This is a genomic window from Pseudomonas putida (genome assembly GCF_005080685.1).
GTDB lineage: Bacteria > Pseudomonadota > Gammaproteobacteria > Pseudomonadales > Pseudomonadaceae > Aquipseudomonas > Aquipseudomonas putida_V.
The window spans coordinates 6365508-6389702 of sequence record NZ_CP039371.1; the positions used below are offsets into that span (position 1 = coordinate 6365508).

24 protein-coding genes and 6 pseudogenes are annotated in these 24195 nt (G+C 63.9%); 17 read left to right on the forward strand and 13 right to left on the reverse strand.

The window, feature by feature from the left end; all coding sequences use genetic code 11:
* Positions 1–152: 152 nt before the first annotated feature.
* Entirely contained in the window at positions 153–1457 is a 1305-nt protein-coding gene (dadA, locus tag E6B08_RS29470) for a D-amino acid dehydrogenase (RefSeq protein WP_136917194.1), read from the reverse strand.
* A gap of 153 nt (positions 1458–1610) precedes the next feature.
* On the opposite strand from dadA, the gene dadR reads away from it, so the two are divergent.
* The gene (gene dadR, locus E6B08_RS29475; RefSeq protein WP_003258963.1) at positions 1611–2099 is read left to right on the forward strand and encodes a transcriptional regulator DadR; all 489 of its coding nucleotides are present in this window, start codon (positions 1611–1613) and stop codon (positions 2097–2099) included.
* A gap of 1 nt (position 2100) precedes the next feature.
* Here dadR and E6B08_RS29480 read toward each other — a convergent pair whose 3' ends face one another.
* Positions 2101–2454: a YkgJ family cysteine cluster protein gene (locus E6B08_RS29480; RefSeq protein WP_136917195.1), complete on the reverse strand. Its 354-nt coding sequence runs from the start codon at positions 2452–2454 to the stop codon at positions 2101–2103.
* 132 nt (positions 2455–2586) lie between these two features.
* Between E6B08_RS29480 and E6B08_RS29485 the strand changes: the two genes are divergently transcribed.
* Complete coding sequence (locus E6B08_RS29485; RefSeq protein ID WP_136917196.1) at positions 2587–3879, forward strand: NAD(P)/FAD-dependent oxidoreductase; 1293 nt, start codon at positions 2587–2589, stop codon at positions 3877–3879.
* A gap of 147 nt (positions 3880–4026) precedes the next feature.
* Here E6B08_RS29485 and E6B08_RS31630 read toward each other — a convergent pair.
* A pseudogene (locus E6B08_RS31630) lies at positions 4027–4125 on the reverse strand (DUF1127 domain-containing protein); the annotation flags it as partial.
* Position 4126: 1 nt separating this feature from the next.
* Here E6B08_RS31630 and E6B08_RS31635 point away from each other — a divergent pair.
* Positions 4127–4213 (forward strand): annotated as a pseudogene (locus tag E6B08_RS31635) (hypothetical protein); the annotation flags it as partial.
* 147 nt (positions 4214–4360) lie between these two features.
* Here the strand turns inward: E6B08_RS31635 and E6B08_RS31640 are convergent.
* Positions 4361–4459: pseudogene (locus tag E6B08_RS31640) on the reverse strand (DUF1127 domain-containing protein); the annotation flags it as partial.
* 1 nt (position 4460) lies between these two features.
* Here E6B08_RS31640 and E6B08_RS31645 point away from each other — a divergent pair.
* A pseudogene (locus E6B08_RS31645) lies at positions 4461–4547 on the forward strand (hypothetical protein); the annotation flags it as partial.
* Between the two features lie 147 nt (positions 4548–4694).
* Here the strand turns inward: E6B08_RS31645 and E6B08_RS29515 are convergent.
* Positions 4695–4925 carry a DUF1127 domain-containing protein gene (locus E6B08_RS29515; protein ID WP_136917200.1) on the reverse strand — a complete coding sequence of 77 codons (231 nt, stop codon included), beginning with the start codon at positions 4923–4925 and terminating at the stop codon, positions 4695–4697.
* 176 nt (positions 4926–5101) lie between these two features.
* On the opposite strand from E6B08_RS29515, the gene E6B08_RS29520 reads away from it, so the two are divergent.
* Both E6B08_RS29520 and E6B08_RS29525 read left to right on the forward strand, forming a co-directional pair.
* On the forward strand, positions 5102–6532 hold the full coding sequence (locus tag E6B08_RS29520) for a PLP-dependent aminotransferase family protein (protein ID WP_192938603.1): 1431 nt from the start codon (positions 5102–5104) through the stop codon (positions 6530–6532).
* A 60-nt stretch (positions 6533–6592) separates the two neighbouring features.
* Positions 6593–8146 (forward strand): phospholipase D family protein, encoded by a 1554-nt coding sequence (locus tag E6B08_RS29525; RefSeq protein ID WP_136917202.1) that lies wholly within the window; start codon positions 6593–6595, stop codon positions 8144–8146.
* A gap of 93 nt (positions 8147–8239) precedes the next feature.
* On the opposite strand, the gene E6B08_RS29530 is transcribed toward E6B08_RS29525, so the two are convergent.
* Positions 8240–9379, reverse strand: coding sequence for an MFS transporter (locus E6B08_RS29530; RefSeq protein ID WP_136917203.1), 1140 nt, complete (start codon positions 9377–9379; stop codon positions 8240–8242).
* A 141-nt stretch (positions 9380–9520) separates the two neighbouring features.
* Positions 9521–11014 (reverse strand): aldehyde dehydrogenase, encoded by a 1494-nt coding sequence (locus E6B08_RS29535; protein ID WP_136917204.1) that lies wholly within the window; start codon positions 11012–11014, stop codon positions 9521–9523.
* A gap of 196 nt (positions 11015–11210) precedes the next feature.
* Between E6B08_RS29535 and E6B08_RS29540 the strand changes: the two genes are divergently transcribed.
* Positions 11211–11570, forward strand: coding sequence for a cupin domain-containing protein (locus E6B08_RS29540; protein ID WP_136917205.1), 360 nt, complete (start codon positions 11211–11213; stop codon positions 11568–11570).
* A gap of 97 nt (positions 11571–11667) precedes the next feature.
* Positions 11668–11868, forward strand: coding sequence for a hypothetical protein (locus E6B08_RS29545; protein ID WP_136917206.1), 201 nt, complete (start codon positions 11668–11670; stop codon positions 11866–11868).
* A gap of 101 nt (positions 11869–11969) precedes the next feature.
* Here E6B08_RS29545 and rpmG read toward each other — a convergent pair whose 3' ends face one another.
* Positions 11970–12125 (reverse strand): 50S ribosomal protein L33, encoded by a 156-nt coding sequence (gene rpmG / locus E6B08_RS29550; protein WP_003253507.1) that lies wholly within the window; start codon positions 12123–12125, stop codon positions 11970–11972.
* Between the two features lie 11 nt (positions 12126–12136).
* On the reverse strand, positions 12137–12373 hold the full coding sequence (gene rpmB, locus E6B08_RS29555) for a 50S ribosomal protein L28 (protein WP_003253504.1): 237 nt from the start codon (positions 12371–12373) through the stop codon (positions 12137–12139).
* Positions 12374–12735: 362 nt separating this feature from the next.
* Between rpmB and E6B08_RS29560 the strand changes: the two genes are divergently transcribed.
* Complete coding sequence (locus E6B08_RS29560) at positions 12736–14325, forward strand: ABC transporter substrate-binding protein (RefSeq protein ID WP_136917207.1); 1590 nt, start codon at positions 12736–12738, stop codon at positions 14323–14325.
* 118 nt (positions 14326–14443) lie between these two features.
* Here E6B08_RS29560 and radC read toward each other — a convergent pair whose 3' ends face one another.
* A complete protein-coding gene (gene radC / locus E6B08_RS29565) occupies positions 14444–15124 on the reverse strand; it encodes a RadC family protein (protein ID WP_136917208.1) in 681 nt (226 codons plus the stop codon).
* A 127-nt stretch (positions 15125–15251) separates the two neighbouring features.
* Here radC and coaBC point away from each other — a divergent pair, with 127 nt between their 5' ends.
* The 7 genes and pseudogenes from coaBC to E6B08_RS29600 all read left to right on the forward strand — a co-directional run bounded on the left by coaBC (position 15252) and on the right by E6B08_RS29600 (position 21239).
* Complete coding sequence (coaBC, locus tag E6B08_RS29570; protein ID WP_136917209.1) at positions 15252–16463, forward strand: bifunctional phosphopantothenoylcysteine decarboxylase/phosphopantothenate--cysteine ligase CoaBC; 1212 nt, start codon at positions 15252–15254, stop codon at positions 16461–16463.
* A 4-nt stretch (positions 16464–16467) separates the two neighbouring features.
* The gene (gene dut, locus E6B08_RS29575; protein ID WP_136917210.1) at positions 16468–16923 is read left to right on the forward strand and encodes a dUTP diphosphatase; all 456 of its coding nucleotides are present in this window, start codon (positions 16468–16470) and stop codon (positions 16921–16923) included.
* Between the two features lie 138 nt (positions 16924–17061).
* Positions 17062–18435: pseudogene (locus E6B08_RS29580) on the forward strand (phosphomannomutase/phosphoglucomutase); the annotation flags it as partial.
* 31 nt (positions 18436–18466) lie between these two features.
* Positions 18467–19372 carry an acetylglutamate kinase gene (argB, locus tag E6B08_RS29585; protein ID WP_136917212.1) on the forward strand — a complete coding sequence of 302 codons (906 nt, stop codon included), beginning with the start codon at positions 18467–18469 and terminating at the stop codon, positions 19370–19372.
* 136 nt (positions 19373–19508) lie between these two features.
* Positions 19509–20189 (forward strand): CsgG/HfaB family protein, encoded by a 681-nt coding sequence (locus E6B08_RS29590; protein WP_136917213.1) that lies wholly within the window; start codon positions 19509–19511, stop codon positions 20187–20189.
* Between the two features lie 25 nt (positions 20190–20214).
* A complete protein-coding gene (locus E6B08_RS29595; protein ID WP_136917214.1) occupies positions 20215–20583 on the forward strand; it encodes a DUF4810 domain-containing protein in 369 nt (122 codons plus the stop codon).
* Positions 20580–21239, forward strand: a complete 660-nt coding sequence (locus tag E6B08_RS29600) for a DUF799 domain-containing protein (protein WP_136917215.1) — start codon at positions 20580–20582, stop codon at positions 21237–21239. Before E6B08_RS29595 ends, E6B08_RS29600 begins: the two co-directional genes overlap by 4 nt.
* A 169-nt stretch (positions 21240–21408) precedes the next feature.
* On the opposite strand, the pseudogene pyrE reads toward E6B08_RS29600, so the two are convergent.
* Positions 21409–22049 (reverse strand): annotated as a pseudogene (pyrE, locus tag E6B08_RS29605) (orotate phosphoribosyltransferase).
* 80 nt (positions 22050–22129) lie between these two features.
* On the opposite strand from pyrE, the gene E6B08_RS29610 reads away from it, so the two are divergent.
* Positions 22130–22909 (forward strand): exodeoxyribonuclease III, encoded by a 780-nt coding sequence (locus tag E6B08_RS29610; protein WP_008091582.1) that lies wholly within the window; start codon positions 22130–22132, stop codon positions 22907–22909.
* 131 nt (positions 22910–23040) lie between these two features.
* Here the strand turns inward: E6B08_RS29610 and E6B08_RS29615 are convergent, their stop codons facing one another.
* Together E6B08_RS29615 and rph are read right to left on the reverse strand one after the other, a co-directional pair.
* A complete protein-coding gene (locus tag E6B08_RS29615; protein ID WP_136917216.1) occupies positions 23041–23409 on the reverse strand; it encodes a DUF4870 domain-containing protein in 369 nt (122 codons plus the stop codon).
* A gap of 22 nt (positions 23410–23431) precedes the next feature.
* Positions 23432–24154, reverse strand: coding sequence for a ribonuclease PH (rph, locus tag E6B08_RS29620; RefSeq protein ID WP_136917217.1), 723 nt, complete (start codon positions 24152–24154; stop codon positions 23432–23434).
* Between the last annotated feature and the right edge of the window lie 41 nt (positions 24155–24195).

Consider the following 24195-nt stretch of genomic DNA (forward strand, 5'->3'; position numbering starts at 1 on the left):
TATGCTGGTTCACAAGTTGAAAACGGTATTGGCTTCTTCGCGGGGCTTGCCCGCTCCCACAGGTACCGCGCAACCTGTGGGTCTGCGCAAACCCTGTGGGAGCGGGCTTGTCGGGGCGCCGAACCGCCGCGAAGAGGCCGGTGCAGACGACCTTACTGCTGGTGGGCAGGCTCGGTCCGACCGTGCTTGGCCACTTCCCGCTCGTTGCCATAGCGCGAAATGTCCAGCCCTTCGGCACTGATCTGCGGCTTCTTGCGCGCGATCAGGTCAGCCAGCAGGCGACCGGAACCGCACGCCATGGTCCAACCCAACGTCCCGTGGCCGGTGTTGAGGAACAGGTTGCGGAACGCGGTAGCACCCACGATCGGCGTGCCGTCCGGAGTGGCCGGGCGCAAGCCGGTCCAGAAACTGGCCTGGCTCAGATCGCCGCCGCGAGGATAAAGGTCGTTGACGATCATCTCCAGCGTTTCGCGTCGACGCGGGTTTAGCGAAAGGTCGAAGCCGGCGATCTCGGCCATGCCACCCACACGGATGCGGTTGTCGAAACGGGTGATCGCCACCTTGTAGGTTTCGTCGAGAATGGTCGAGGTCGGCGCCATGTCGCCGTTGGTGATCGGCACGGTCAGCGAGTAACCCTTGAGCGGATACACCGGCGCGCGAATGCCCAGCGGCTTGAGCATCTGCGGCGAGTAACTGCCCAGCGCCAGCACGTAGCGGTCGGCGGTTTCGAGCTTGCCGTCGATCCACACGCCATTGATGCGATCGCCGGCGAAGTCCAGGCGCTGGATGTCCTGGCCAAAGCGGAATTCGACACCCAGCTTGACGGCCATGTCGGCCAGCTTGGTGGTGAACATCTGGCAGTCGCCGGTCTGGTCGTTGGGCAGGCGCAGGGCGCCGGCAAGAATATCCTTGACCCCGGCCAGAGCCGGCTCGACACGGGCGATGCCGTCGCGATCGAGCAGTTCGTAGGGCACGCCGGACTGTTCGAGCACGGCGATGTCCTTGGCCGCGGCATCCAGTTGCGCCTGGGTGCGGAACAGCTGGGTGGTACCCAGGGTGCGGCTTTCGTAGGCGATGCCGGTTTCGCGGCGCAGTTCGTCGAGGCAGTCACGGCTGTACTCGGACAAGCGCACCATGCGCTCCTTGTTCACCGCGTAGCGGCTGGCGGTGCAGTTGCGCAGCATCTGCGCCATCCACAGGTACTGGTCAACATCGCCGGTGAGCTTGATGGCCAGCGGCGCATGGCGTTCGAGCAGCCACTTGATGGCCTTGAGCGGCACGCCTGGGGCGGCCCAGGGCGAGGCATAGCCGGGCGAGATCTGGCCGGCGTTGGCGAAGCTGGTTTCCATGGCGACCGCTGGTTGGCGGTCGACCACCGTGACTTCGAAGCCTTGTCGCGCCAGATAGTAGGCACTGGCGGTCCCGATCACACCGCTACCTAATACCAGAACTCGCATCGTCTAATCCTCGCACCGGCTACACGGCCTGTTTATTGAAATGGCATGGATGGGCGCAGTATAAGAAGACAACACCAGTGCAATTCACTATATAAAAACCTATTATTGGCGAGAATTCTCGGCAAAATCGCCTTTCACGGAGGGGCATCCCCTATGAGAACCCAGCACCAGAGCAAGCGTGAACTGGATAAGATCGACCGCAACATCCTGCGAATCCTGCAGAATGACGGGCGTATTTCCTTCACCGAACTGGGCGAGAAAGTTGGGCTTTCCACCACCCCTTGCACCGAGCGCGTTCGCCGCCTGGAACGCGAGGGCATCATCATGGGCTACAACGCCCGGCTCAATCCGCAGCACCTCAAGGGCAGCCTGTTGGTGTTCGTCGAGATCAGCCTGGACTACAAGTCCGGCGACACCTTCGAGGAGTTCCGCCGCGCGGTGCTCAAGCTGCCCCATGTGCTGGAGTGCCACCTGGTTTCGGGTGACTTCGACTACCTGGTGAAAGCGCGCATTTCGGAAATGGCCTCGTACCGCAAGCTGCTCGGCGACATCCTGTTGAAGCTGCCGCACGTGCGCGAATCCAAGAGCTACATCGTCATGGAAGAGGTGAAAGAGAGCCTCTGCCTGCCGATTCCGGATTGATTCAGACCAGCACCTGGCGGGTGCTGGCGATGAACTGGTGCACCAGTTGTTCGGCCTCGGGCTCGATCGGCTGTTCCGGGCCACGACCACGTGGGCAGGCCAGGCGCGGGGTGGTGCCGAACAGCCGGCAGATCATCGGGCGCTCTTCGTACACCGTGCAACCGTTGGGGCCCAGGTGCACGCAGTCCAGACGCTCCAGGGCCGCGTCCTGTTCGGCCTGCGATTTGCGCGGCAGGCGCGCCATTTCCTCGGCCGAAGTGGTGACCGGGCCGCAGCAGTCGTGGCAGCCGGGCTCGCACTCGAAGGAGGGGATGAGTTCGCGCAGGAAGTGGATCTTGTGGCGGTTGCAGGACATGACGGGTAACACATCGGCGATTGAGGTTGAATTATAGGGCCAATCGCCGGCAAGCCGGCGATTGGCCTGTTGCCGCCCCCAATACCGCGGCTTATCCTCCTTTCCCCAGCCCACAGCCAGCAGGCCCGCCCCATGACCCAGAGCGCGCAGCACGCCGCCTCCTACTATGCCGCCAGCAGCGCGCCACACCCGGACCATTCCTTTCTGCAAGGCGAGCACGCCGCCGACGTGTGCATCGTCGGCGGTGGCTATTCGGGCCTCAATACCGCCATCGAGCTGGCTGAGCGCGGCTTCTCGGTCATCGTGGTGGAAGCCCGCAAGCTGGGCTGGGGCGCCAGCGGACGCAATGGCGGGCAACTGATCCGTGGCGTGGGCCATGGCCTCGAACAATTCCTCCCGGTGATCGGCGAGCAAGGCGTGCGCAGCCTGAAGCTGATGGGCCTCGAGGCCGTGGACATCGTACGCGAGCGCGTCGAGCGCCACGCCATCGCCTGCGACCTGACCTGGGGCTACTGCGACCTGGCCAACAAGCCCGCCGAGCTGCAAGGCTTCGCCGAAGATGCCGAAGAACTGCGCAGCCTGGGCTACCGCCACGACGTACGCCTGGTCGGCCAGGACGACATCCACAGCGTGGTCGGCTCCGACCGCTATGTCGGCGGCCTGATCGACATGGGTTCGGGCCACCTGCACCCCCTCAACCTCGCCCTGGGCGAAGCGGCCGTGGCCAGCCGCCTGGGCGTGAAGCTGTTCGAGCAGTCCGAGGTCACCGGCATCGACTACGGCCCGCAGGTGCAGGTGCACACTGCCCAGGGCCGGGTACGCGCCAAGACCCTGGTGCTGTGCTGCAATGCCTATCTGAACGGCCTCAACCGCGAGCTGGGCGGCAAGGTATTGCCCGCCGGCAGCTACATCATCGCCACCGAGCCGCTCGGCGAAGAACGTGCGCGCCAGTTGCTGCCGCAGAACATGGCGGTGTGCGACCAGCGCGTGGCCCTGGACTACTATCGCCTGTCCGCCGACCACCGGCTGCTGTTCGGCGGCGCCTGCCATTACTCGGGCCGCGACCCGAAGGACATCGCCGGCTACATGCGACCGAAAATGCTCAAGGTATTCCCGCAACTGGCCGACGTGCGCATCGACTACCAGTGGGGCGGCATGATCGGCATTGGCGCCAACCGCTTGCCGCAGGTCGGTCGCCTGGCCAGCCAGCCCAACGTCTATTACGCCCAGGCTTACGCGGGGCACGGGCTCAACGCCACGCACCTGGCCGCACGCTTGCTCGGCGAGGCGATCAGCGGCCAGGAAAGCGGGCGCTTCGACCTGTTCGCGAAAGTGCCGCACATCACCTTCCCCGGCGGCAAGCACCTGCGCTCGCCGCTGCTGGCGCTGGGCATGCTCTGGCACCGGCTCAAGGAACTGGCCTGAAAGCTCACACCCCTCTCCTTGTGGGAGCGGCCTTGTGTCGCGAAAGGGCCGCAAAGCGGCCCCAGCAATTTGTGCATCTACGCTGAAACCCTGGGGCTGCTGCGCAGCCCTTTCGCGACACAAGGCCGCTCCCACAAGCGGACTTGATCAGTCCTTCCAGAAGGGTTTTCGCCCTTCTGTACGGGCCTGCTCCTTGCTCAGGCCGATATCGCACAGCGCGTCATCGCTCAACTCCAACAGCGCCCTGCACATCACCTTCCCCGGCGGCAAGCACCTGCGCTCGCCGCTGCTGGCGCTGGGCATGCTCTGGCACCGGCTCAAGGAACTGGCCTGAAAGCTCACACCCCTCTCCTTGTGGGAGCGACCTTGTGTCGCGAAAGGGCCGCAAAGCGGCCCCAGCAATTTGTGCATCTACGCTGAAACCCTGGGGCTGCTGCGCAGCCCTTTCGCGACACAAGGCCGCTCCCACAAGCGGACTTGATCAGTCCTTCCAGAAGGGTTTTCGCCCTTCTGTACGGGCCTGCTCCTTGCTCAGCCCGATATCGCACAGCGCGTCATCGCTCAACTCCAACAGCGCCCTGCACATCACCTTCCCCGGCGGCAAGCACCTGCGCTCGCCGCTGCTGGCGCTGGGCATGCTCTGGCACCGGCTCAAGGAACTGACCTGAAAGCTCACATCGCTCTCCTTGTGGGAGCGGCCTTGTGTCGCGAAAGGGCCGCAAAGCGGCCCCAGCAATTTGTGCATCTACGCTGAAACCCTGGGGCTGCTGCGCAGCCCTTTCGCGACACAAGGCCGCTCCCACAAGCGGACTTGATCAGTCCTTCCAGAAGGGTTTTCGCCCTTCTGTACGGGCCTGCTCCTTGCTCAGCCCGATATCGCACAGCGCGTCATCGCTCAACTCCAACAGCGCCCTGCGGGTGTGCCAGCGATGCAGCATCAGCCCCCAACGCCCAAGCCCCACCGGCGCGTCGAAGACCTGGTTGTGCTGCTCGGCTTCCAGTTCCCTGGCCAACAATTGCAATCGCACATCGCTCATGCCACCCATCGCTGCTCTCCCATTGCGTAGTTACCGTGGGAGAAAGCATGCCGCCGACAAGTACTACAATACAGATCCACTACCGGAGTAATATTTCCATACAGATCTGACAGCCAGGCAGCTGAATGCCCAATTTTCGGCCTAACTGTACTGGTCCGCGCCACCCTGCCGCCCAGGAGTATGCCGTGACGCTCTACCTCAACCTCGCCGAACTGCTCGGCACCCGCATCGAGCAGGGCCTCTACCGCCCCGGCCAGCGCCTGCCATCGGTACGCGCCCTGAGCGTCGAGCATGGCGTCAGCCTGAGCACGGTGCAGCAGGCCTACCGCATGCTCGAAGACAGCGGCATGGTCTCGCCCCGGCCAAAATCCGGCTACTTCGTCAGTGAAAACCGCCACCTCCCCGCCCTACCCGCCATCAGCCGCCCGGTCCAGCGCCCTGTGGATATCTCCCAGTGGGAACAGGTGCTGGAGCTGGTGCGCAGTACCCCGCGCCAGAACGTGATCCAGCTCGGCCGGGGCATGCCCGACATCGACAGCCCCACCCTCAAGCCGTTGCTGCGCAGCCTCGCCCAACTCAGCCGGCGCCAGGACATGCCCGGCCTGTACTACGACAACATCCACGGTAACCTGGCGCTGCGCGAACAGATCGCCCGGTTGATGCTCGACTCCGGCTGCCGCCTGGGCCCGGCCGATCTGGTGGTGACCACCGGCTGCCACGAAGCGCTGTCGTGCAGCATTCGCGCGGTATGCGAGCCAGGCGATATCGTCGCGGTGGACTCGCCCAGCTTCCACGGCGCCATGCAAACCCTGAAAGGCCTTGGCATGAAAGCCCTGGAGATCCCCACCGACCCGGTCACCGGGATCAGCCTCGAAGCCCTGGAACTGGCGCTCGAACAGTGGCCGATCAAGCTCATCCAGATCACCCCCAGCTGCAACAACCCCCTGGGCTACATCATGCCCGAGGCGCGCAAGAAGGCCCTGCTCAACCTGGCGCAGCGCTACGACGTGGCGATTCTGGAAGACGACGTGTATGGCGACCTGGCCTACACCTACCCTCGCCCGCGCACCCTCAAGTCGTTCGACGACGATGGCCGGGTCCTGCTCTGCAGTTCGTTCTCCAAGACCCTGGCCCCAGGCCTGCGCATCGGCTGGGTCGCCCCCGGACGCTACCTGGAGCGGGTGCTGCACATGAAGTACATCAGCACCGGCAGCACCGCCAGCCAGCCGCAACTGGCCATCGCCGACTTCATCCAGGGCGGCCACTACCAGCCCCACGTACGCCGCATGCGCAGCCAGTACCAGCGCAGCCGCGATCTGATGAGCGACTGGGTGACCCGCTACTTTCCCGCCGGCACCCGTATCAGTCGGCCCCAGGGCGGGTTCATGCTATGGGTGGAGCTTGCGGAACATTTCGACACGCTGCGGCTGAACCGCGCTTTACTTGAGCAGAACGTGCAGGTTGCCGTGGGCAGCATCTTCTCGGCCTCGGGCAAGTTCCGCCATTGCCTGCGCATGAACTTCGCGGCGCGGCCGACCCCGCAGATCGAGGAGGCCGTGCGCAAGGTCGGTGAAACCGCCCTTCGTCTACTGGAGCAAGATGCAAACCAGGCGTAACTTTGCGCCGCCCTCGACAGTCCAACCTTCCAAGACCGTGCCGCACAGGACCCTGCCCCCTTGAGACTCCCGCGAGCTCTGCCTATTTTGCTGGCACTGCTGCTTGCCCTGAGTGGCTGCGCCAGCACCGACGGCCCGCGCAAGGTCAGCCAGGCGCTGGCCGCCAGCGACTCGGCCCTCGGCCGCTCGGTACTGCGCCAGGCCGCGCCCTACCAAGGGCGCTCGGGCTTTCGCCTGCTGCCCAACAGCAACGAGGCGTTCCGCGCCCGCGCCGAGCTGATCCGCAACGCCCAGGCGAGCATCGACCTGCAGTACTACATCGTCCACGACGGCCTCAGCACCCGCGCCCTGGTGCACGAGCTGCTGCGCGCCGCAGACCGCGGCGTGCGCATCCGCATTCTGCTCGACGACACCACCAGCGACGGCCTGGACACCTTGATCGGCACCCTCGATGCCCATCCCAACATCCATATCCGCCTGTTCAACCCGCTGCACCTGGGGCGCAGCACCGGCGCCACCCGCGCCATGGGTCGGCTGTTCAACCTGTCGCGCCAGCATCGACGCATGCACAACAAGCTGTTCGTGGTGGACAACGCCATGGCCATCGTCGGCGGGCGCAACCTGGGTGACGAGTACTTCGACGCCGAGCCCAACCTCAACTTCACCGACATCGACCTGCTGGGCGTGGGGCCGGTGGCCGAGCAGCTCGGGCACGGTTTCGACCAGTACTGGAACAGCGCCCTGAGCCGACCGATAGGTGAATTCCTCTGGCACAAGCCCGATGCCGACGACCTGCACGCCAGCCGTCGACGCCTGGAGGTGTCGCTGGCCGAGGCGCGCACCCAACGCAAGGCCCTGTACGACCGCCTGATGGCCTATCAATCGCAGCCACGCCTGGACATCTGGCGCAACGAGTTGATCTGGGCCCATAGCCAGGCCCTGTGGGATGCACCGAGCAAGGTCCTGGCCGACGACGAACCGGACCCTCAGTTGCTGATGACCCAACAACTGGCACCGGACCTGAACAGCGTGCACCGCGAACTGATCATGGTGTCGGCGTACTTCGTGCCCGGCGAGTCCGGGCTGCTGTACCTCACCGGGCGCGCTGACCGGGGGACCTCGGTGAAGCTGCTGACCAATTCGCTGGAAGCGACCGATGTGCCTGCCGTGCATGGCGGCTACGCGCCCTATCGCCGTGCACTGCTCGAACATGGCGTGCAACTGTATGAATTGCGCCGCCAGCCCGGCGACCCCAGCGCCGGGCGCTTGAGCTTTCGCGGCAGTTCCGACTCGAGCCTGCACAGCAAGGCCATCGTGCTGGACAGGCGCAAGACCTTCATCGGCTCGTTCAACTTCGACCCGCGCTCGGTGTTGTGGAACACCGAAGTGGGCGTGATGGTGGACAGCCCGGAACTGGCCGAGTACACCCGCGAGCTGGCCTTGCAGGGCATGGCGCCGGCGCTGAGCTATCAGGTCAAGTTGGTGGACGACAAGATGGTCTGGGCCACCGAAGACGACGGCCACCGGCACATGCTCACCTCGGAGCCGGGTGGGCTGTGGCGGCAGTTCAATGCCTGGGTCAGCAAGGCAGTCGGGTTGGAGAAGATGTTGTAGCCATCATCGCCGGTACCCGGCGACCGATGTGGGAGCGGCCTTGCCGGAGCGCCGGACCGGTCGGATCGGGCCGCAAAGCGGCCCCAAGATCTGTCAGGCAGAAGCCGGCTCGAACGCCCCACGCCGCTGGGTCAAGACCACCAACCCCGCCGCCCCCGCCGCCATCAGCCACAGCAACGCATGGCCGCTGATCCACTGGCTGCCGGCCCCGGCCAGCAGCGGCCCGAGCAGGCAACCGATACCCCACAGCTGCGCCACGTGGGCATTGGCGCGCACCAGCGCGTCATCCCGATAACGCTCGCCGATCAGTACCAACGACAAGGTGAACAACCCGCCCGCGCTGGCCCCGAACAGCACCCACAACGGCCAGATCAGCGGGGTCTGCAGCAGCAGCGGGATCGCCAGGCTGGAGCCCAGCAACGCCACCGCGCATCCGGTGAACAGGGTACGCCGCGACATGCGGTCGGCCAGGGCGCCGATCGGCAATTGCAGCACCGCATCGCCGACCACCACGGTGCTGACCATGAACAGCGCGATTTCGGTGCTGAAGCCCTGTTGCAAGCAGTAAACCGGCAGCAGGGTGAGAATCATCGCCTCGAACGCGGCGAACAGGGCGATGGCCCAGGCGATCACCGGCAGCCGTCGGCAGAAGCCGAACAGGTCGGCGAAGGTGACGCTGCACGCTTCGGTGCTGGGCGCCCCGCCGCGGCCCAGCAGCAACAAAGGTGCGAGCAGCAGCAGGCCGGTCGCGGCCCAGAAGCCGAAGTCGTCGTCAGAGCCGAGAAAGCCCAGCACCAGCGGCCCGGCCAGTTGGCTCAAGGCATAGCTGCTGCCGTAAAGCGCCACCAGGCGACCGCGCCACTGCTCGACCACCAGCTGGTTGATCCAGCTCTCGCCAAGAATGAACACCACGGTCAGCGACATACCGATCAACAGGCGCAGCGCCAGCCACAGCGGGTAGCTCGGCAGCAATGCCAGCAAGCCGATCGACAGCGCCCCGCCCCATAGGCACAGGCGCATCGCTGAAGGCACGCCGACCCAGCCGGCCAGGCGGCTGGCCAGGCTGGCGCCGAGCAGCACGCCGATGGCCGGCATCGCCGCCATCACGCCAATGGCGAACCCGCCGTAGCCCCAGCCCTCCAGGCGCAAGGACACCAGCGGCATGCTCACGCCGAGCGCAAGCCCGACACTGAGCACCGACGCCAGCACGGCAAAGTAGGTTCCCCAACGCATAGCGGCCTCCCAGGCAGATTTTTCCAGGTCCATTCGCGGGACAAGCCCGCTCCCACAGGTTTACCACCGGCATCGAAAGCCGTGGAGAACCTGTGGGAGCGGGCTTGTCCCGCGAATGGGCCGCAAAGCGGCCCCAGCGACTTACAGCTTGATCCAGGTCGCCTTCAGCTCGGTGTACTTCTCCAGTGCGTGCAGCGACTTGTCACGGCCGTTGCCCGACTGCTTGAAGCCACCGAACGGCGCGGTCATGTCGCCGCCGTCGTACTGGTTGACCCAGACGCTGCCAGCGCGCACGGCACGGGCGGTCTTGTGCGCCTTGGAGATGTCCGAGGTCCAGATGCCGGCGGCCAGGCCATACGGGGTGTCGTTGGCGATGGCGATGGCTTCTTCGGCGGTGTCGAAGGCGATCACCGACAGCACTGGGCCGAAGATCTCTTCCTGGGCGATCTTCATGGCGTTGGTGACGCCGTCGAAGATGGTCGGCTCAACGTAGGTGCCGCCGGTTTCCTCCAAGGTGCGCTTGCCACCGGCCAGCAGCTTGGCGCCATCCTTGTGGCCGGCGTCGATGTACGACAGCACGGTGTTCATCTGCTGGGTGTCGACCAGGGCACCGACAGTGGTTTGTGGGTCCAGCGGGTTGCCTGGCTTCCAGCCTTTGAGGGCCTCGACCACCATGGGCAGGAACTTGTCCTTGATCGAGCGCTCGACCAGCAGGCGGGAACCGGCGGTGCAGACTTCGCCCTGGTTGAAGGCGATAGCGCTGGCGGCGGATTCGGCGGCGGCTTGCAGGTCCGGGGCGTCGGCGAAGACGATGTTCGGGCTCTTGCCACCGGCTTCCAGCCAGATGCGCTTCATGTTCGACTCGCCCGCGTAGATCATCAGTTGCTTGGCGATCTTGGTGGAGCCGGTGAACACCAGGGTATCGACGTCCATGTGCAGGGCCAGGGCCTTGCCCACGGTGTGGCCATAGCCTGGCAGCACGTTGAGCACGCCGGCCGGGATGCCGGCATCGATGGCCAACTGGGCGATGCGGATGGCCGTCAGCGGCGATTTTTCGGACGGCTTGAGCACCACCGAGTTACCGGTGGCCAGGGCTGGGCCGAGTTTCCAGCAGGCCATCAGCAGCGGGAAGTTCCACGGTACGATGGCACCGACTACGCCAACTGGCTCACGGGTGACCAGGCCCAGCTGGTCGTGTGGAGTCGGGGCGACTTCGTCGTAGACCTTGTCGATGGCCTCGGCGGTCCAGTGGATGGCATTGGCCGCGCCTGGAACGTCGATACTGGAGGAGTCGCCGATCGGCTTGCCCATGTCCAGGGTTTCGAGCAGCGCCAGCTCTTCGACGTTCTTGCGCAAGAGGTCTGCGAAGCGGATCAGCTTGGCCTTGCGCTTGGCTGGAGCCAGCTGCGACCAGACGCCGGAATCGAAGGTAGCGCGGGCGTTTTCCACGGCGCGGTTGGCATCGGCCAGGTCGCAGCTGGCGATCTTGGCCAGGAAGCGTCCGTCGACCGGGCTCAGGCAGTCGAAGGTTTCACCGGATGCGGCATCGGTGTATTCGCCGTTGATGAAGGCGCGACCTTCGATCTTCAATTGCTGGGCACGTTGTTCCCAGTCCGCACGAGTCAGGGTGGTCATACGAAACTCCTCCTCTTGTTTAAGTGCAACGCCGCACTGAGGACTCACTGGCGTTGTCGGAATTCTGGCCGGGCGACGAGCGCACACTGGCAAGCGATACCCTAAACCAGGCAGTGTAAACTATCAATATATTTGACACGAAAGGCTCAAAAGCCTACTGATGTTCATTTTATTAAACAATAACAGGAGCCGCACCATGAGCATTGCCAGCATCGTCGATTTCGCCCAGGCGCAAACCCAGGTCGAACGCTACCGCCCAGCGGCGGAAAAAATCCTCAAGGGCGAGCCGGACCAGGCCGTCTACAACCATTACTCCAGCCCATGCGAACAGTTCGCTGCCGGCGTGTGGGAAGGTGAAGTAGGGCAATGGACAGTGAACTACACCGAGCACGAGTACTGTGAGATCGTCCAGGGCGTTTCGGTGCTGCGTGACCAGGAAGGTAACGCCAAGACATTGCGCGCTGGTGACCGTTTCGTCATCCCGGCCGGCTTCAAGGGTACCTGGGAGGTGCTGGAGCCTTGCCGCAAGATCTATGTGATGTTCGAGAGCAAGTGAACATTGGCGCGGGTGGTATCCGGCTAACGCCAGCCAGCGGGGCAGCCACTGGATCATCGTGCCGTCCAGTCCGGACACTCAATCACGGAGAAACACCATGACCACCGATATCCTCGCCCCTGCCCGTCACGTCGTTGCCAGCTGCTACGTCGAAACCGTCAAGCCGTACATCCTCGAACTGACCGGCCTGACCACGGCCGCCGGCCCGAATGACATCACCACCAAGGACATCCGCAGTGACCGCGTGATGATCATCGTCGATGACAATGGCATCATCACCGGCCTGAAAATCCAGTAAGCCCCCCGGGGACGAAGAGGCGCCTGTCGAGGCGCCTTTTTTCATGCGCAAAAAAAACCCGCGTCCTTGCGGATGCGGGCTTTTTTCAGGTTGCCGATCAATTACTTGATCTTGGCTTCCTTGTACACCACGTGCTTGCGAACAACCGGATCGTATTTCTTGATCTCGATTTTGTCCGGGGTGGTGCGCTTGTTCTTGTCGGTGGTGTAGAAGTGGCCGGTACCGGCACTCGAAACCAGACGGATCAATTCACGCATGATGTTCTCCCTTAAACCTTGGCGCCAGCTTTGCGGATGTCAACCAGAACGGCGTCGATACCGCGCTTGTCGATGATACGCATGCCTTTGGCGGAAACGCGCAGACGCACGAAGCGCTTCTCGGATTCAACCCAGAAACGGTGGTGCTGCAGGTTCGGCAGGAAACGACGACGGGTTTTGTTGTTTGCGTGGGAAATGTTGTTCCCGGTTACTGGACCCTTACCAGTAACTTGACAGACTCTCGACATGACTCAGCCCTCTAAAACCACATGCCCAACCCGGCATGGGTTGGCCGCTTAATCTCTCAGTCTTTGGCGCCAGGCGCCGTGATTCTGGAGGTCTTATCGACCGGATCCGCTTATGCGACAGGCCGAGCCCCTAGAAAAGAGCGCTGCTTTATACCAGAAAGACTACGCCACAACAACAGATGATGAGCATCCGCACGCTGCAAAATGCGCGCGAGCAGCATAGCGACTCGCCCGGCGCCGTGTCGACCGCTCGTCGCCAACTGAGGTAAAAAGAAGGTAGTCATTTGCTTTATCCCACACTAGGGTAGGACGTTTCCAGACTGCACCGGTCAGATAGGTCACTGACCCTCCAAGGAGCTCCAATGCGCGCCGCCGCCCTTTCCTTATTGTTCACCTCCTTGCTCGCCGCAGGAATCGCCCAGGCCGCCCCTTTGAGCGTGTGCAGCGAAGCCAGCCCCGAGGGCTTCGACGTCGTCCAGTACAACTCGCTCACCACCACCAATGCCTCGGCGGACGTGCTGATGAACCGGCTGGTCGAGTTCGATGCCGCACAGGGCAAGGTGGTGCCGAGCCTGGCGCAGAGCTGGAGCGTCTCGGCCGATGGCCTCACCTATGATTTCAAGCTGCGCGATGGGGTGAAGTTTCACACCACCGCCTACTTCAAGCCGACCCGCGAACTGAACGCAGACGACGTGCTGTTCAGCTTCCAGCGTATGCTCTATCCGGCCCATGCCTGGCACAAGACCGCACCGGGCGGCTACCCGCACGCCCAGTCGCTGCAACTGGGCAGCCTGATCAAGGCTATCGAGGCCCCTGACCCGCAGACCGTGCGCTTCACCCTGAGCCACGCCGATGCCACCTTCCTCGCCACCCTGAGCATGGGCTTCGCCTCGATCTATTCGGCCGAATACGCCGACCAGTTGCTCAAGGCCGGCAGCCCGGAAAAGCTCAACAGCCAGCCAATCGGCACCGGCCCGTTCGTTTTCCAGCGTTTCCAGAAGGACGCGGTGGTGCGTTACCGCGCCAACCCCGACTACTTCGCTGGCAAGCCTGCCGTCGACCCGCTGATCTTCGCCATCACCACCGACGCCAACGTGCGCCTGCAGAAGCTCAAGCGTGGCGAATGCCAGGTCGCCCTTTCGCCCAAGCCGCTGGACATCGCCGAAGCGGCCCAGGACAGCAACCTCCAGGTCGCCCAGACCCCGGCCTTCATGACCGCCTTCGTCGCCATCAACAGCGAGCACCCGCCGCTGGACAAGCCCGAGGTCCGCCAGGCGATCAACCTGGCGTTCGACAAGCAGGCCTATCTCAAGGCGGTGTTCGAAGGTACCGCCACTGCAGCCAACGGTCCTTACCCAGCCAACACCTGGAGCTACGCCAAGGACCTGCCGGGCTATCCGCTGGACCTGGCCAAGGCCAAGGCCCTGCTGGCCAAGGCAGGCCTTGCCGAGGGCTTCAGCACGACGATCTGGACCCGCCCCTCGGGCAGCCTGCTCAACCCCAACCCGAGCCTGGGCGCGCAGATGCTCCAGGCCGACCTTGCCAAGGTCGGCATCAAGGCCGAGATCCGCGTGATCGAGTGGGGCGAGCTGATCCGTCGCGCCAAGGCTGGCGAGCACGACCTGCTGTTCATGGGCTGGGCCGGTGACAACGGCGACCCGGACAACTTCCTCAGCCCGCAGTTTTCCTGCGCCGCGGTGAAGTCGGGGACCAACTTCGCGCGGTTCTGCGACAACCGTTTGGACCAACTCATCAGCGCCGGGCGCACGACCAACGACCAGAGCGTGCGCAGCCGGCTGTACCAGCAGGCGCAGACCCTGATCCAGCAGCAGGCGCTGTGGGTGCCGCTGGCGCATCCGACTGCAGCGACGTTGCTGCGCAAGGGCGTCGAGGGGTATCAGGTGAGCCCGTTCGGGCGGCTGGATTTCAGTAAGGTGTCGACAACCCGCTGAAACCTGCACCGGCCTCTTCGCGGGCAAGCCCGCAGGGACAGCACAACACTCAAGGTGGGTGCGGTACCTGTGGGAGCGGGCTTGCCCGCGAAGAGGCCGGCTCAGATAGCGCAAAAGCCTAGGCCACCACCCACCCCTGCTCGACCATCGACAACGGCTCCCCATCGCCAATGATGATGTGATCGAGCACCCGCACATCGATCAACCCCAGCCCCCGCTTCAACGACAACGTCAGGTGCACGTCATCCTGGCTCGGCTCGCTGTGCCCCGAAGGATGGTTATGGCACAGGATCAACGCCGCGGCATTGTGTACCAGCGCACGCCGCACCACCTCCCGTGGATAGACGCTGGCCCGGTCGATGGTGCCCCTGAACAGGATCTCGAACGCAATCGGCCTGTGCTTGGTATCCATGAACAGGCAACCGAATACCTCGCAGGCTTCATGTCGCAGCATGGATTTCAGGTAACGTCGCACAGAAGCTGGGCTGTCCAGGACCGGGCCGCGCTCGATGGACTCCTCCAGATAACGCCTGCCAATCTCAAGCAGCGCCTGTAACTGCGCATACTTCGCCAACCCCAGTCCCGGTTCGCGCAGCACAGCCTCGCGGTCAGCCTCCAGAAACTGCCTGAGCCCACCAAAGCGCGCCAAAAGCCCCCGTGCAAGGTCCAGCACATTGCGACCGGCAACCCCCGACCCCAGCAACACGGCCAGTAACTCGGCATCCGACAGCACAGCCGCCCCACGCTGCAACAACTTCTCCCTCGGCCGCTCTTGCGCCGGCCACTCCCTGATATTCATCCCCACTCCCTGGTCCTGCTGCGGCACGTTTCGGCCCTGTGTTAATCTATTTCGCCTCGTACATGCGACGTTCTGCCGCAGGCAGTCTTTTCGTCGCCGCCCGCTCTCACTGGAAAAAGGCAAGCCTATGCAGCGGCTGTATCGCAAGCGCATCGTTCTCGGCGTAGGGGGTGGCATCGCCGCCTACAAGAGTGCCGAGCTGATCCGCCGACTCCTGGAGCACGGCGCGCAGGTGCGCGTCGTCATGACCCGCGGGGGTGCCGAGTTCATCACCCCGCTGACCCTGCAGGCGCTGTCCGGCCACCCGGTGCACATGGATCTGCTCGACCCTGCCGCCGAAGCGGCCATGGGCCATATCGAACTGGCCAAGTGGGCCGACCTGGTACTCATCGCCCCCGCCACCGCCGACCTCATGGCGCGACTGGCCCAGGGCATGGCCGATGACCTGCTGACCACCCTGGTGCTGGCCACCGACGCCACCGTGGCCGTGGCCCCGGCAATGAACCAGGCGATGTGGCGCGACCCGGCCACCCAGGCCAACCTCGACCTGCTCAAAAGCCGTGGCATCCAGGTGTTCGGCCCGGCATCGGGCAGCCAGGCCTGCGGCGACGTGGGCCTGGGGCGCATGCTCGAAGCCACTGACCTGGCCTGGTGCGCCGCGGAAAGCTTCAAGCGCCAGGCGCTCACCGGCAAGCACGTGCTGATCACCGCAGGCCCGACCCAGGAAAACATCGACCCGGTGCGCTACATCACCAATCATAGCTCCGGAAAGATGGGCTTCGCCCTGGCCGAGGCGGCCGCCGAGGCCGGTGCTCGGGTGACCCTGGTCACCGGCCCGGTGCACCTGTCGACGCCCGACCGGGTCAACCGCATCGACGTGGTCAGCGCGCGGGACATGCTCGCGGCCTGCGAGGCGGCGATGCCGTGCGACCTGTTCATCGCCTCCGCTGCGGTCGCGGACTACCGCCCTGAGGTGGTCGCCCCGCAGAAGCTCAAGAAAGACCCTACGACGGGTGACGGCATGTTGCTGCAGATGGTGCGCAATCCCGATATCCTTGCCACCATTGCTGGCCGTGCCGACCGCCCGTTCAGCGTCGGCTTCGCCGCCGAGACCGAACACTTGCTCGATTACGCCACGCGCAAGCTCAAGGACAAGAACCTCGACCTGATCGTCGCCAACGATGTGGCCAACCCCAGCATCGGCTTCAACAGCGAGGAGAACGCCCTGACCGTGATCGACCGCCAGCAGCACCAGACCCTCTTTGCGCAGACCAGCAAGGGCAAGATCGCCCGCCAGCTGGTTGCCTTCATCGCCGAACGGCTCAACCAGGTTCAATAGTTACATGCACGCTCTTCAAGCCAAGATCCTCGACCCGCGCCTGGGTACCGAATTCCCCCTGCCGCAATACGCCACCCCAGGCTCGGCGGGCCTCGACCTGCGCGCCCTGCTCAAGCAGGACACCGTTCTCGAGCCCGGCCAGACCCTGCTGATTCCCACCGGCCTGTCGATCTACATCGGCGACCCGGGCCTGGCGGCGATGATCCTGCCGCGCTCGGGCCTGGGCCACAAACACGGCATCGTGCTCGGCAACCTGGTCGGCCTGATCGACTCGGACTACCAGGGCGAGCTGATGGTGTCGTGCTGGAACCGCGGCAACACCCCATTCACCATCGCCGTTGGCGAGCGTATCGCCCAGCTGGTGCTGGTGCCGGTGGTACAAGCGCATTTCGACATCGTCGAGCAGTTCGACGAGAGCCAGCGCGGCACCGGCGGCTTTGGCCATTCCGGCAGCCACTGAGTCGATCAAGCGACCGTTCGGGCCATGGATGGCGAACTCTCTGGCGAAACCACCGTCCAAGCGTGCAGTTTGCGCCTGCCCAGACAGCCTTTGACTAACGGAGCTCCCAAAGAGATGAACGACATGGCCCAGCTGGTACCCGCACTGCCCGACAGTATTTTCCGCGCTTATGACATCCGCGGCGTGGTCGGCAAGACGCTGCATGGCGAAACCGCCTACTGGATCGGCCGCGCCATCGGCGCGCAGAGCCTGGCCCAGGGCGAACCGCAGGTTTGCGTAGGCCGCGACGGTCGCCTGTCCGGCCCGATGCTGGTCGAACAACTGATCCAGGGCCTGGTCGATGCCGGTTGCCAGGTCAGCGACGTCGGCCTGGTGCCCACCCCTGCGTTGTACTACGCGGCCAACGTGCTGGCCGGCAAGTCCGGGGTGATGCTCACCGGTAGCCACAACCCGTCCGACTACAACGGCTTCAAGATCGTCATCGCTGGCGACACCCTGGCCAACGAGCAGATCCAGGCCCTGCTGACCCGCCTGAAGACCGACGACGTGCCTCGCGGCGAAGGCCGTGTGGAAAAGGTCGAGATCCTCGACCGCTACTTCCAGCAGATCGTCGCCGACGTCAAGCTGGCCAAGAAGCTCAAGGTCGTGGTCGATTGCGGCAACGGCGCCGCTGGCGTCATCGCCCCGCAACTGATCGAAGCCCTGGGTTGCGAAGTCATCCCGCTGTTCTGCGAGGTGGACGGCAACTTCCCCAACCACCACCCGGACCCGGGCAAGCCGGAAAACCTCGAAGACCTGATCGCCAAGGTCAAGGAAACCGGCGCCGACCTGGGCCTGGCCTTCGACGGCGACGGCGACCGCGTGGGCGTGGTGACCAACACCGGTAGCATCGTCTACCCCGATCGCCTGCTGATGCTGTTCGCCCAGGACGTGCTGTCGCGCAATCCGGGTGCCGAGATCATCTTCGACGTCAAATGCACCCGCCGCCTGACCCCGCTGATCGAACAGCACGGTGGCCGCGCCCTGATGTGGAAGACCGGCCACTCGCTGATCAAGAAGAAGATGAAACAGACCGGTTCGCTGCTGGCCGGCGAGATGAGCGGCCACATCTTCATCAAGGAACGCTGGTACGGTTTCGACGACGGCATCTACAGCGCCGCGCGCCTGCTGGAGATCCTCAGCAAGGCCGGCCAGGACGCCGAAAGCCTGTTCGCCGCGTTCCCGAACGATATTTCCACGCCGGAAATCAACATTGATGTGACCGACGAGGGTAAATTCAGCATCATTGATGCACTGCAACGCGACGCCGACTGGGGGGACGCCAACCTGACCACCATCGACGGTGTGCGGGTCGACTATGCCCATGGCTGGGGCCTGGTGCGCGCATCCAACACCACGCCGGTGCTGGTGCTGCGCTTCGAGGCCGACAGCGACGTCGAGTTGCAACGTATCCAGGATGTTTTCCGCGCGCAGCTGCTGCGGGTCGCCCCTGATCTGCAACTGCCGTTCTGACCGACTAACTGTTCCTTACAGGAGCCCCTGCATGACCCTCGATCGCGATGCCGCTTCCCATGTAGCCGAGGTTTTGTCCGAAGCACTGCCTTACATTCGCCGCTTTGTCGGCAAGACCTTGGTGATCAAGTACGGCGGCAACGCGATGGAGAGCGAGGAGCTCAAGACCGGCTTCGCCCGCGACATCGTGCTGATGAAGGCCGTGGGCATCAACCCGGTGGTGGTGCACGGCGGCGGCCCGCAGATCGGTGACCTGCTCAAGCGCCTGTCGATCGAGAGTCACTTCATCGACGGCATGCGCGTCACCGATGCGGCCACCATGGACGTGGTGGAGATGGTCCTCGGCGGCCAGGTCAACAAGGACATCGTCAACCTGATCAACCGCCATGGCGGCAGCGCCATCGGCCTGACCGGCAAGGACGCCGAGCTGATCCGTGCGCGCAAGCTCACCGTCAGCCGCCAGACCCCGGAGATGACCCAGCCGGAAATCATCGACATCGGCCACGTCGGCGAAGTGGTCAGCGTCAACACCGACCTGATCAACATGCTGGTCAAGGGCGACTTCATTCCGGTGATCGCACCGATTGGCGTGGGCGCCGACGGCGAGTCGTACAACATCAACGCCGACCTGGTGGCCGGCAAGGTGGCCGAAGCGCTGCAGGCCGAGAAGCTGATGCTGCTGACCAACATCGCCGGCCTGATGGACAAGCAGGGCCAGGTCCTGACCGGCCTGACCACCGAGCAGGTCAACGAGCTGATCGCCGATGGCACCATCTACGGCGGCATGCTGCCGAAGATCAAATGCGCACTGGAAGCGGTCCAGGGCGGCGTCAACAGCTCCCACATCATCGACGGCCGCGTGCCGAACGCGGTGTTGCTGGAGATCTTCACCGACAGCGGTGTCGGCACCCTGATCACCAACCGCAAGCAGCGCTAACCCGCAGCTGACACCGGTCCCAATCGCCGGCAAGACGTCTCCTACACGTAGGAGCTGGCTTGCCGGCGATTTTTTTTGCCTCGGACATGGCAAAATGCCCGCCGCAATACCTTGATCTATCTATTGGAGAAATCGCGTGAAATACGCTTCACAAGGACTCGTGCTGGCAGCTGCCGTTGCGTTCGGGTCGATCGCCGGCTGTGCTACCGAAACCTCCACCGCCGTTGCCGTGCAACAGGTCGAAAGCGTCAACCGCCCCTACAGCGGCGTACGCGCCCCCATCGCCGTGGGCAAGTTCGACAACCGCTCCAGCTACATGCGTGGCATCTTCTCCGATGGCGTCGACCGCCTCGGCGGCCAGGCCAAGACCATCCTGATCACCCACCTGCAGCAGACCAACCGCTTCAACGTGCTCGATCGCGACAACATGAGCGAGATCCAGCAGGAAGCCGCCATCAAGGGCCAGGCCCAGCGCTTGAAGGGTGCCGACTTCGTGGTCACCGGCGACGTCACCGAGTTCGGCCGCAAGGAAGTGGGCGACCAGCAACTGTTCGGCCTCCTCGGCCGCGGCAAGACCCAGGTCGCCTACGCCAAGGTGGCACTGAACATCGTCAACATCAGCACCTCCGAGGTGGTCTACTCGAGCCAGGGCGCAGGCGAGTACGCCCTGTCCAACCGCGAGATCATTGGCTTCGGCGGTACCGCCAGCTACGACTCGACCCTCAACGGCAAGGTCCTCGACCTGGCCATGCGCGAGGCGGTGAACAAGCTGGTCGGCGCCGTGGAAAGCGGCCAGTGGAAGCCACAACTGCAATAAGTCACTCGTTCAAGGAAGATTCCCCATGAGCATTACTCTCCCGGCCATGCGCGCCTGCGCCGGCCTCCTGCTGGGCAGCCTGCTGCTGGCCGGCTGCAACGCACCCAAGCCCCTGTACCAGTGGGAAAGCTATCAGCCCCAGGTCTACGGCTACCTCAAGGGCGACTCGAAAGAGGAACAGGTCACCGCGCTGGAGCGCGACCTGGAGAAGATCAAGGCCAAGAATGGCGCCGTGCCGCCGGGTTACCACGCGCAATTGGGCCTGCTGTATTCCAGCCTGGGCAAGGATGACCAGATGATGCAGCAGTTTCGCACCGAAAAAGCGCTGTTCCCGGAATCGGCGGCCTACATGGACTTTCTGATGAGCAACGCCAGCAAGGGAGCCAAGCAATGATCAAGCGCCTCACCCAGCTGCTGGTCGGCGCCTGCGTCCTGGCCCTGTTCGCCGGCTGCGCCGAGCGCAAGACCATCGACTACTCGGCCTACAAGCAAGCCCGGCCGAAGTCGATCCTGATCCTGCCGCCGCTCAACGATTCGCCGGACGTCAAGGCGACCTACAGCATGCTGTCGCAGGTCACCTACCCGCTGGCCGAGGCCGGCTACTACGTGATGCCAGTGGCGCTGGTGGATGAAACCTTCCGCCAGAACGGCATGACCACGCCCGCCGACATCCACCAGTTGCCAACGGCCAAGCTGCACGAGATCTTCGGTGCCGACGCAGGTCTGTACGTGACGGTATCGGACTACGGCACCCGCTACATGGTGCTGAGCAGCGCGACCATCGTCACCGCCAACGCCAAGCTGGTCGACCTGAAGACCGGCACCACCCTGTGGACTGGCAGCGCCACGGCCTCCAGCCAGGAGAACCAGCAGAACCAGGGCGGGCTCATCGGCATGCTGATCACCGCGGCGGTGAACCAGATCATCAGCAGCGTGCAGGACGACGCGGGCTACCCGATCGCCGGCATGACCAGCGCCCGGCTGCTGACGCCGCATGCCAACGGCGGGCTGCTGTATGGACCGCGGTCGCCGAAGTACGGCACTGACTGAGCAGGACCTTACCGGCCCTTTCGCGGGACAAGCCCGCTCCCACAGATACATCGCCGCACTTGAGAAGAGTGATGACCCTGTGGGAGCGGGCTTGCCCGCGAAGAGGCCGGGACAGGCGATACGAAAAAGGCGACCTGCAGAGGTCGCCTTTCTCATTACCGGGCCAGGATCAGATCCCGTACTGCGCCCGATAGGCTTCGACAGCCGGCAGGTGCTGCTTGAGCTGCGGATCGTCGGCGAGGAACTCCAGCACCTGGGTCAGCGAGACGATGCTCACCACCGGAATGCCGAAGTCGCGCTCCACTTCCTGGATCGCCGACAGCTCGCCGTTGCCACGCTCTTCGCGGTTCAGCGCGATCAGCACGCCAGCGGCCTTGGCCTGCTGGGCGTTGATGATCTGCATGACCTCGCGGATGGCGGTGCCAGCGGTGATCACGTCGTCGATGATCAGCACGTCACCGGCCAGCGGGGCGCCGACCAGGCTGCCGCCTTCGCCGTGATCCTTGGCTTCCTTGCGGTTGAAACACCATGGCACGTCGAGCTCATGCTGCTCGGCCAGGGCCACGGCAGTGGCCGCCGCCAGGGGAATGCCCTTGTACGCGGGCCGAACAACACGTCGAAGGGGATCTTGCTGTCGACGATGGCCGCGGCGTAGCAACGCCCCAACTGGGCCAGGGCGGAACCGCTGCTGAACAGGCCGGCATTGAAGAAATACGGGCTGGTACGCCCCGATTTCAGAGTGAATTCACCGAAACGCAGGACCCCGCGATCGATGGCAAAACGGATAAAGTCGCGCTGATACGGCTGCATGGAAAGTCCCGGACACCACGGATTTAGCTAAATGGGTTGAGCTCGGGTATCATACACGCACGAGATTTATGGGGCCATTTATGCGGATCATCAGTGTGAACGTTAATGGCATTCAGGCTGCGGCCGAGCGAGGATTGCTCAGCTGGTTGCAAGCCCAGAATGCCGACGTCATCTGCCTTCAGGATACCCGCGCCTCGGCCTTTGAACTCGACGACCCAGCTTTCCAGCTCGATGGCTATTTCCTTTATGCCTGCGACGCGGAGGTACCCGCCCAAGGTGGCGTGGCACTTTACTCGCGCATGCAGCCCAAGGCAGTCATCACCGGCCTGGGCTTCGAGACAGCCGACCGCTACGGGCGTTATCTGCAAGCAGATTTCGACAAAGTCAGTATTGCCAGCTTGCTGCTGCCTTCGGGCATGAACGGCGACGAAGACTTGAACCAGAAATTCAAGTTGATGGACGACTTCGCCAAGTACCTGGACAAACAGCGTCGCAAGCGTCGCGAATACATCTATTGCGGCTCGTTCTACGTGGCGCAGCAGAAGCTCGACATCAAGAACTGGCGTGACAGCCAGCAGTCGCCAGGCTTCCTGCCGCCAGAACGCGCCTGGATGGACGCGATCACCGGCGACATGGGCTACGTGGATGCCTTGCGCGAAGTCAGCCGCGAAGGCGATCAGTACAGCTGGTGGCCGGACAACGAACAGGCCGAGATGCTCAACCTGGGCTATCGCTTCGACTACCAGATCCTCACCCCGGGCCTGCGTCGCTTCGTGCGCAATGCCCGCCTGCCGCGTCAGCCGCGCTTCTCGCAGCATGCGCCGCTGATCGTCGACTATGACTGGACGTTGACCATTTAAAGCATTGGGGCCGCTGCGCAGCCCATTCGCGGGACAAGCCCGCTCCCACAAGATTTGTGCACCTTTCCAGCCATGCATACATCTTGTGGGAGCGGGCTTGTCCCGCGAATGGGCACCCAGCGGCCCCAATGCTATTTGATCGGCCGCCAGATCAGCGGATACCGATACGCCTTCCCTTCATTGGCCCTGACCCCTGCCAGGATGATCAGGATCAGCACCGCCACCATCAGCATGGCGAACAGCACCAGCCCGATGAACACGAACATCAGCAGGAAGCAGACGAATCCGGCGATGGTCACGCTGATCTGAAAGTTCAGCGCCTCCTTGCCCTGGGCATCGATGAAGGGATCTTGCTCACGCTTGAGGTGCCACAGCACCAGCGGGCCCAGCAGGTGCCCGAGGGGCACCACCAGGCCAAGCAGCGCGGCAAGGTGACAGAACATCGCCCATTGCCGCACGTCGGCGTTGGGCGGGGTGATCGACAGGTTCGAATCGCTCATGCCCCGCACCTCCTTGGTTGGGTCAGTCGGCGAGTGCCGCCTGCTGCAGCTCGAAGATTTCGTTCATGCCCTTTTGCGCCAGGGCTAGCATGGCATTGAAGTCTTCCGGCTGGAACGGCGCGCCTTCGGCAGTGCCCTGCACTTCGATGAAGCCACCGGCGCTGGTCATGACCACGTTGAGATCGGTCTCGGCAGCGGAGTCTTCGAGGTAGTCGAGGTCAAGCACCGCCTCGCCCTGGTACATGCCCACCGACACTGCGGCGATCATGTGCTTGAGTGGGTTGCCACCCTTGAGGCCGCCGCGCTTCTTGATCACCGCCAGGGCATCGCACAGGGCGACCATGGCACCGGTGATCGAGGCGGTGCGGGTGCCGCCATCGGCCTGGATCACGTCGCAGTCGACGTACAGGGTGATGTCGCCGAGCTTGCTCATGTCCAGCGCGGCGCGCAGCGAACGGCCGATCAGGCGCTGGATTTCCAGGGTGCGGCCACCCTGCTTGCCACGGCTGGCTTCGCGCTGGTTACGCTCGCCGGTGGAGCGCGGCAGCATGCCGTACTCGGCCGTCAGCCAGCCTTGGCCCTGCCCCTTGAGGAAGCGCGGGACGCCGTTTTCCACACTGACCGTGCAGATGACCTTGGTGTCACCGAACTCGACCAGTACCGACCCTTCGGCGTGCTTGGTGTAGTTGCGGGTGATGCGGATCGAGCGGAGCTGATCGGCGGCGCGACCACTTGGACGTTTCATCTGGGATACCTGTACCGGGACTTTGAATCTGGCGAGCATTA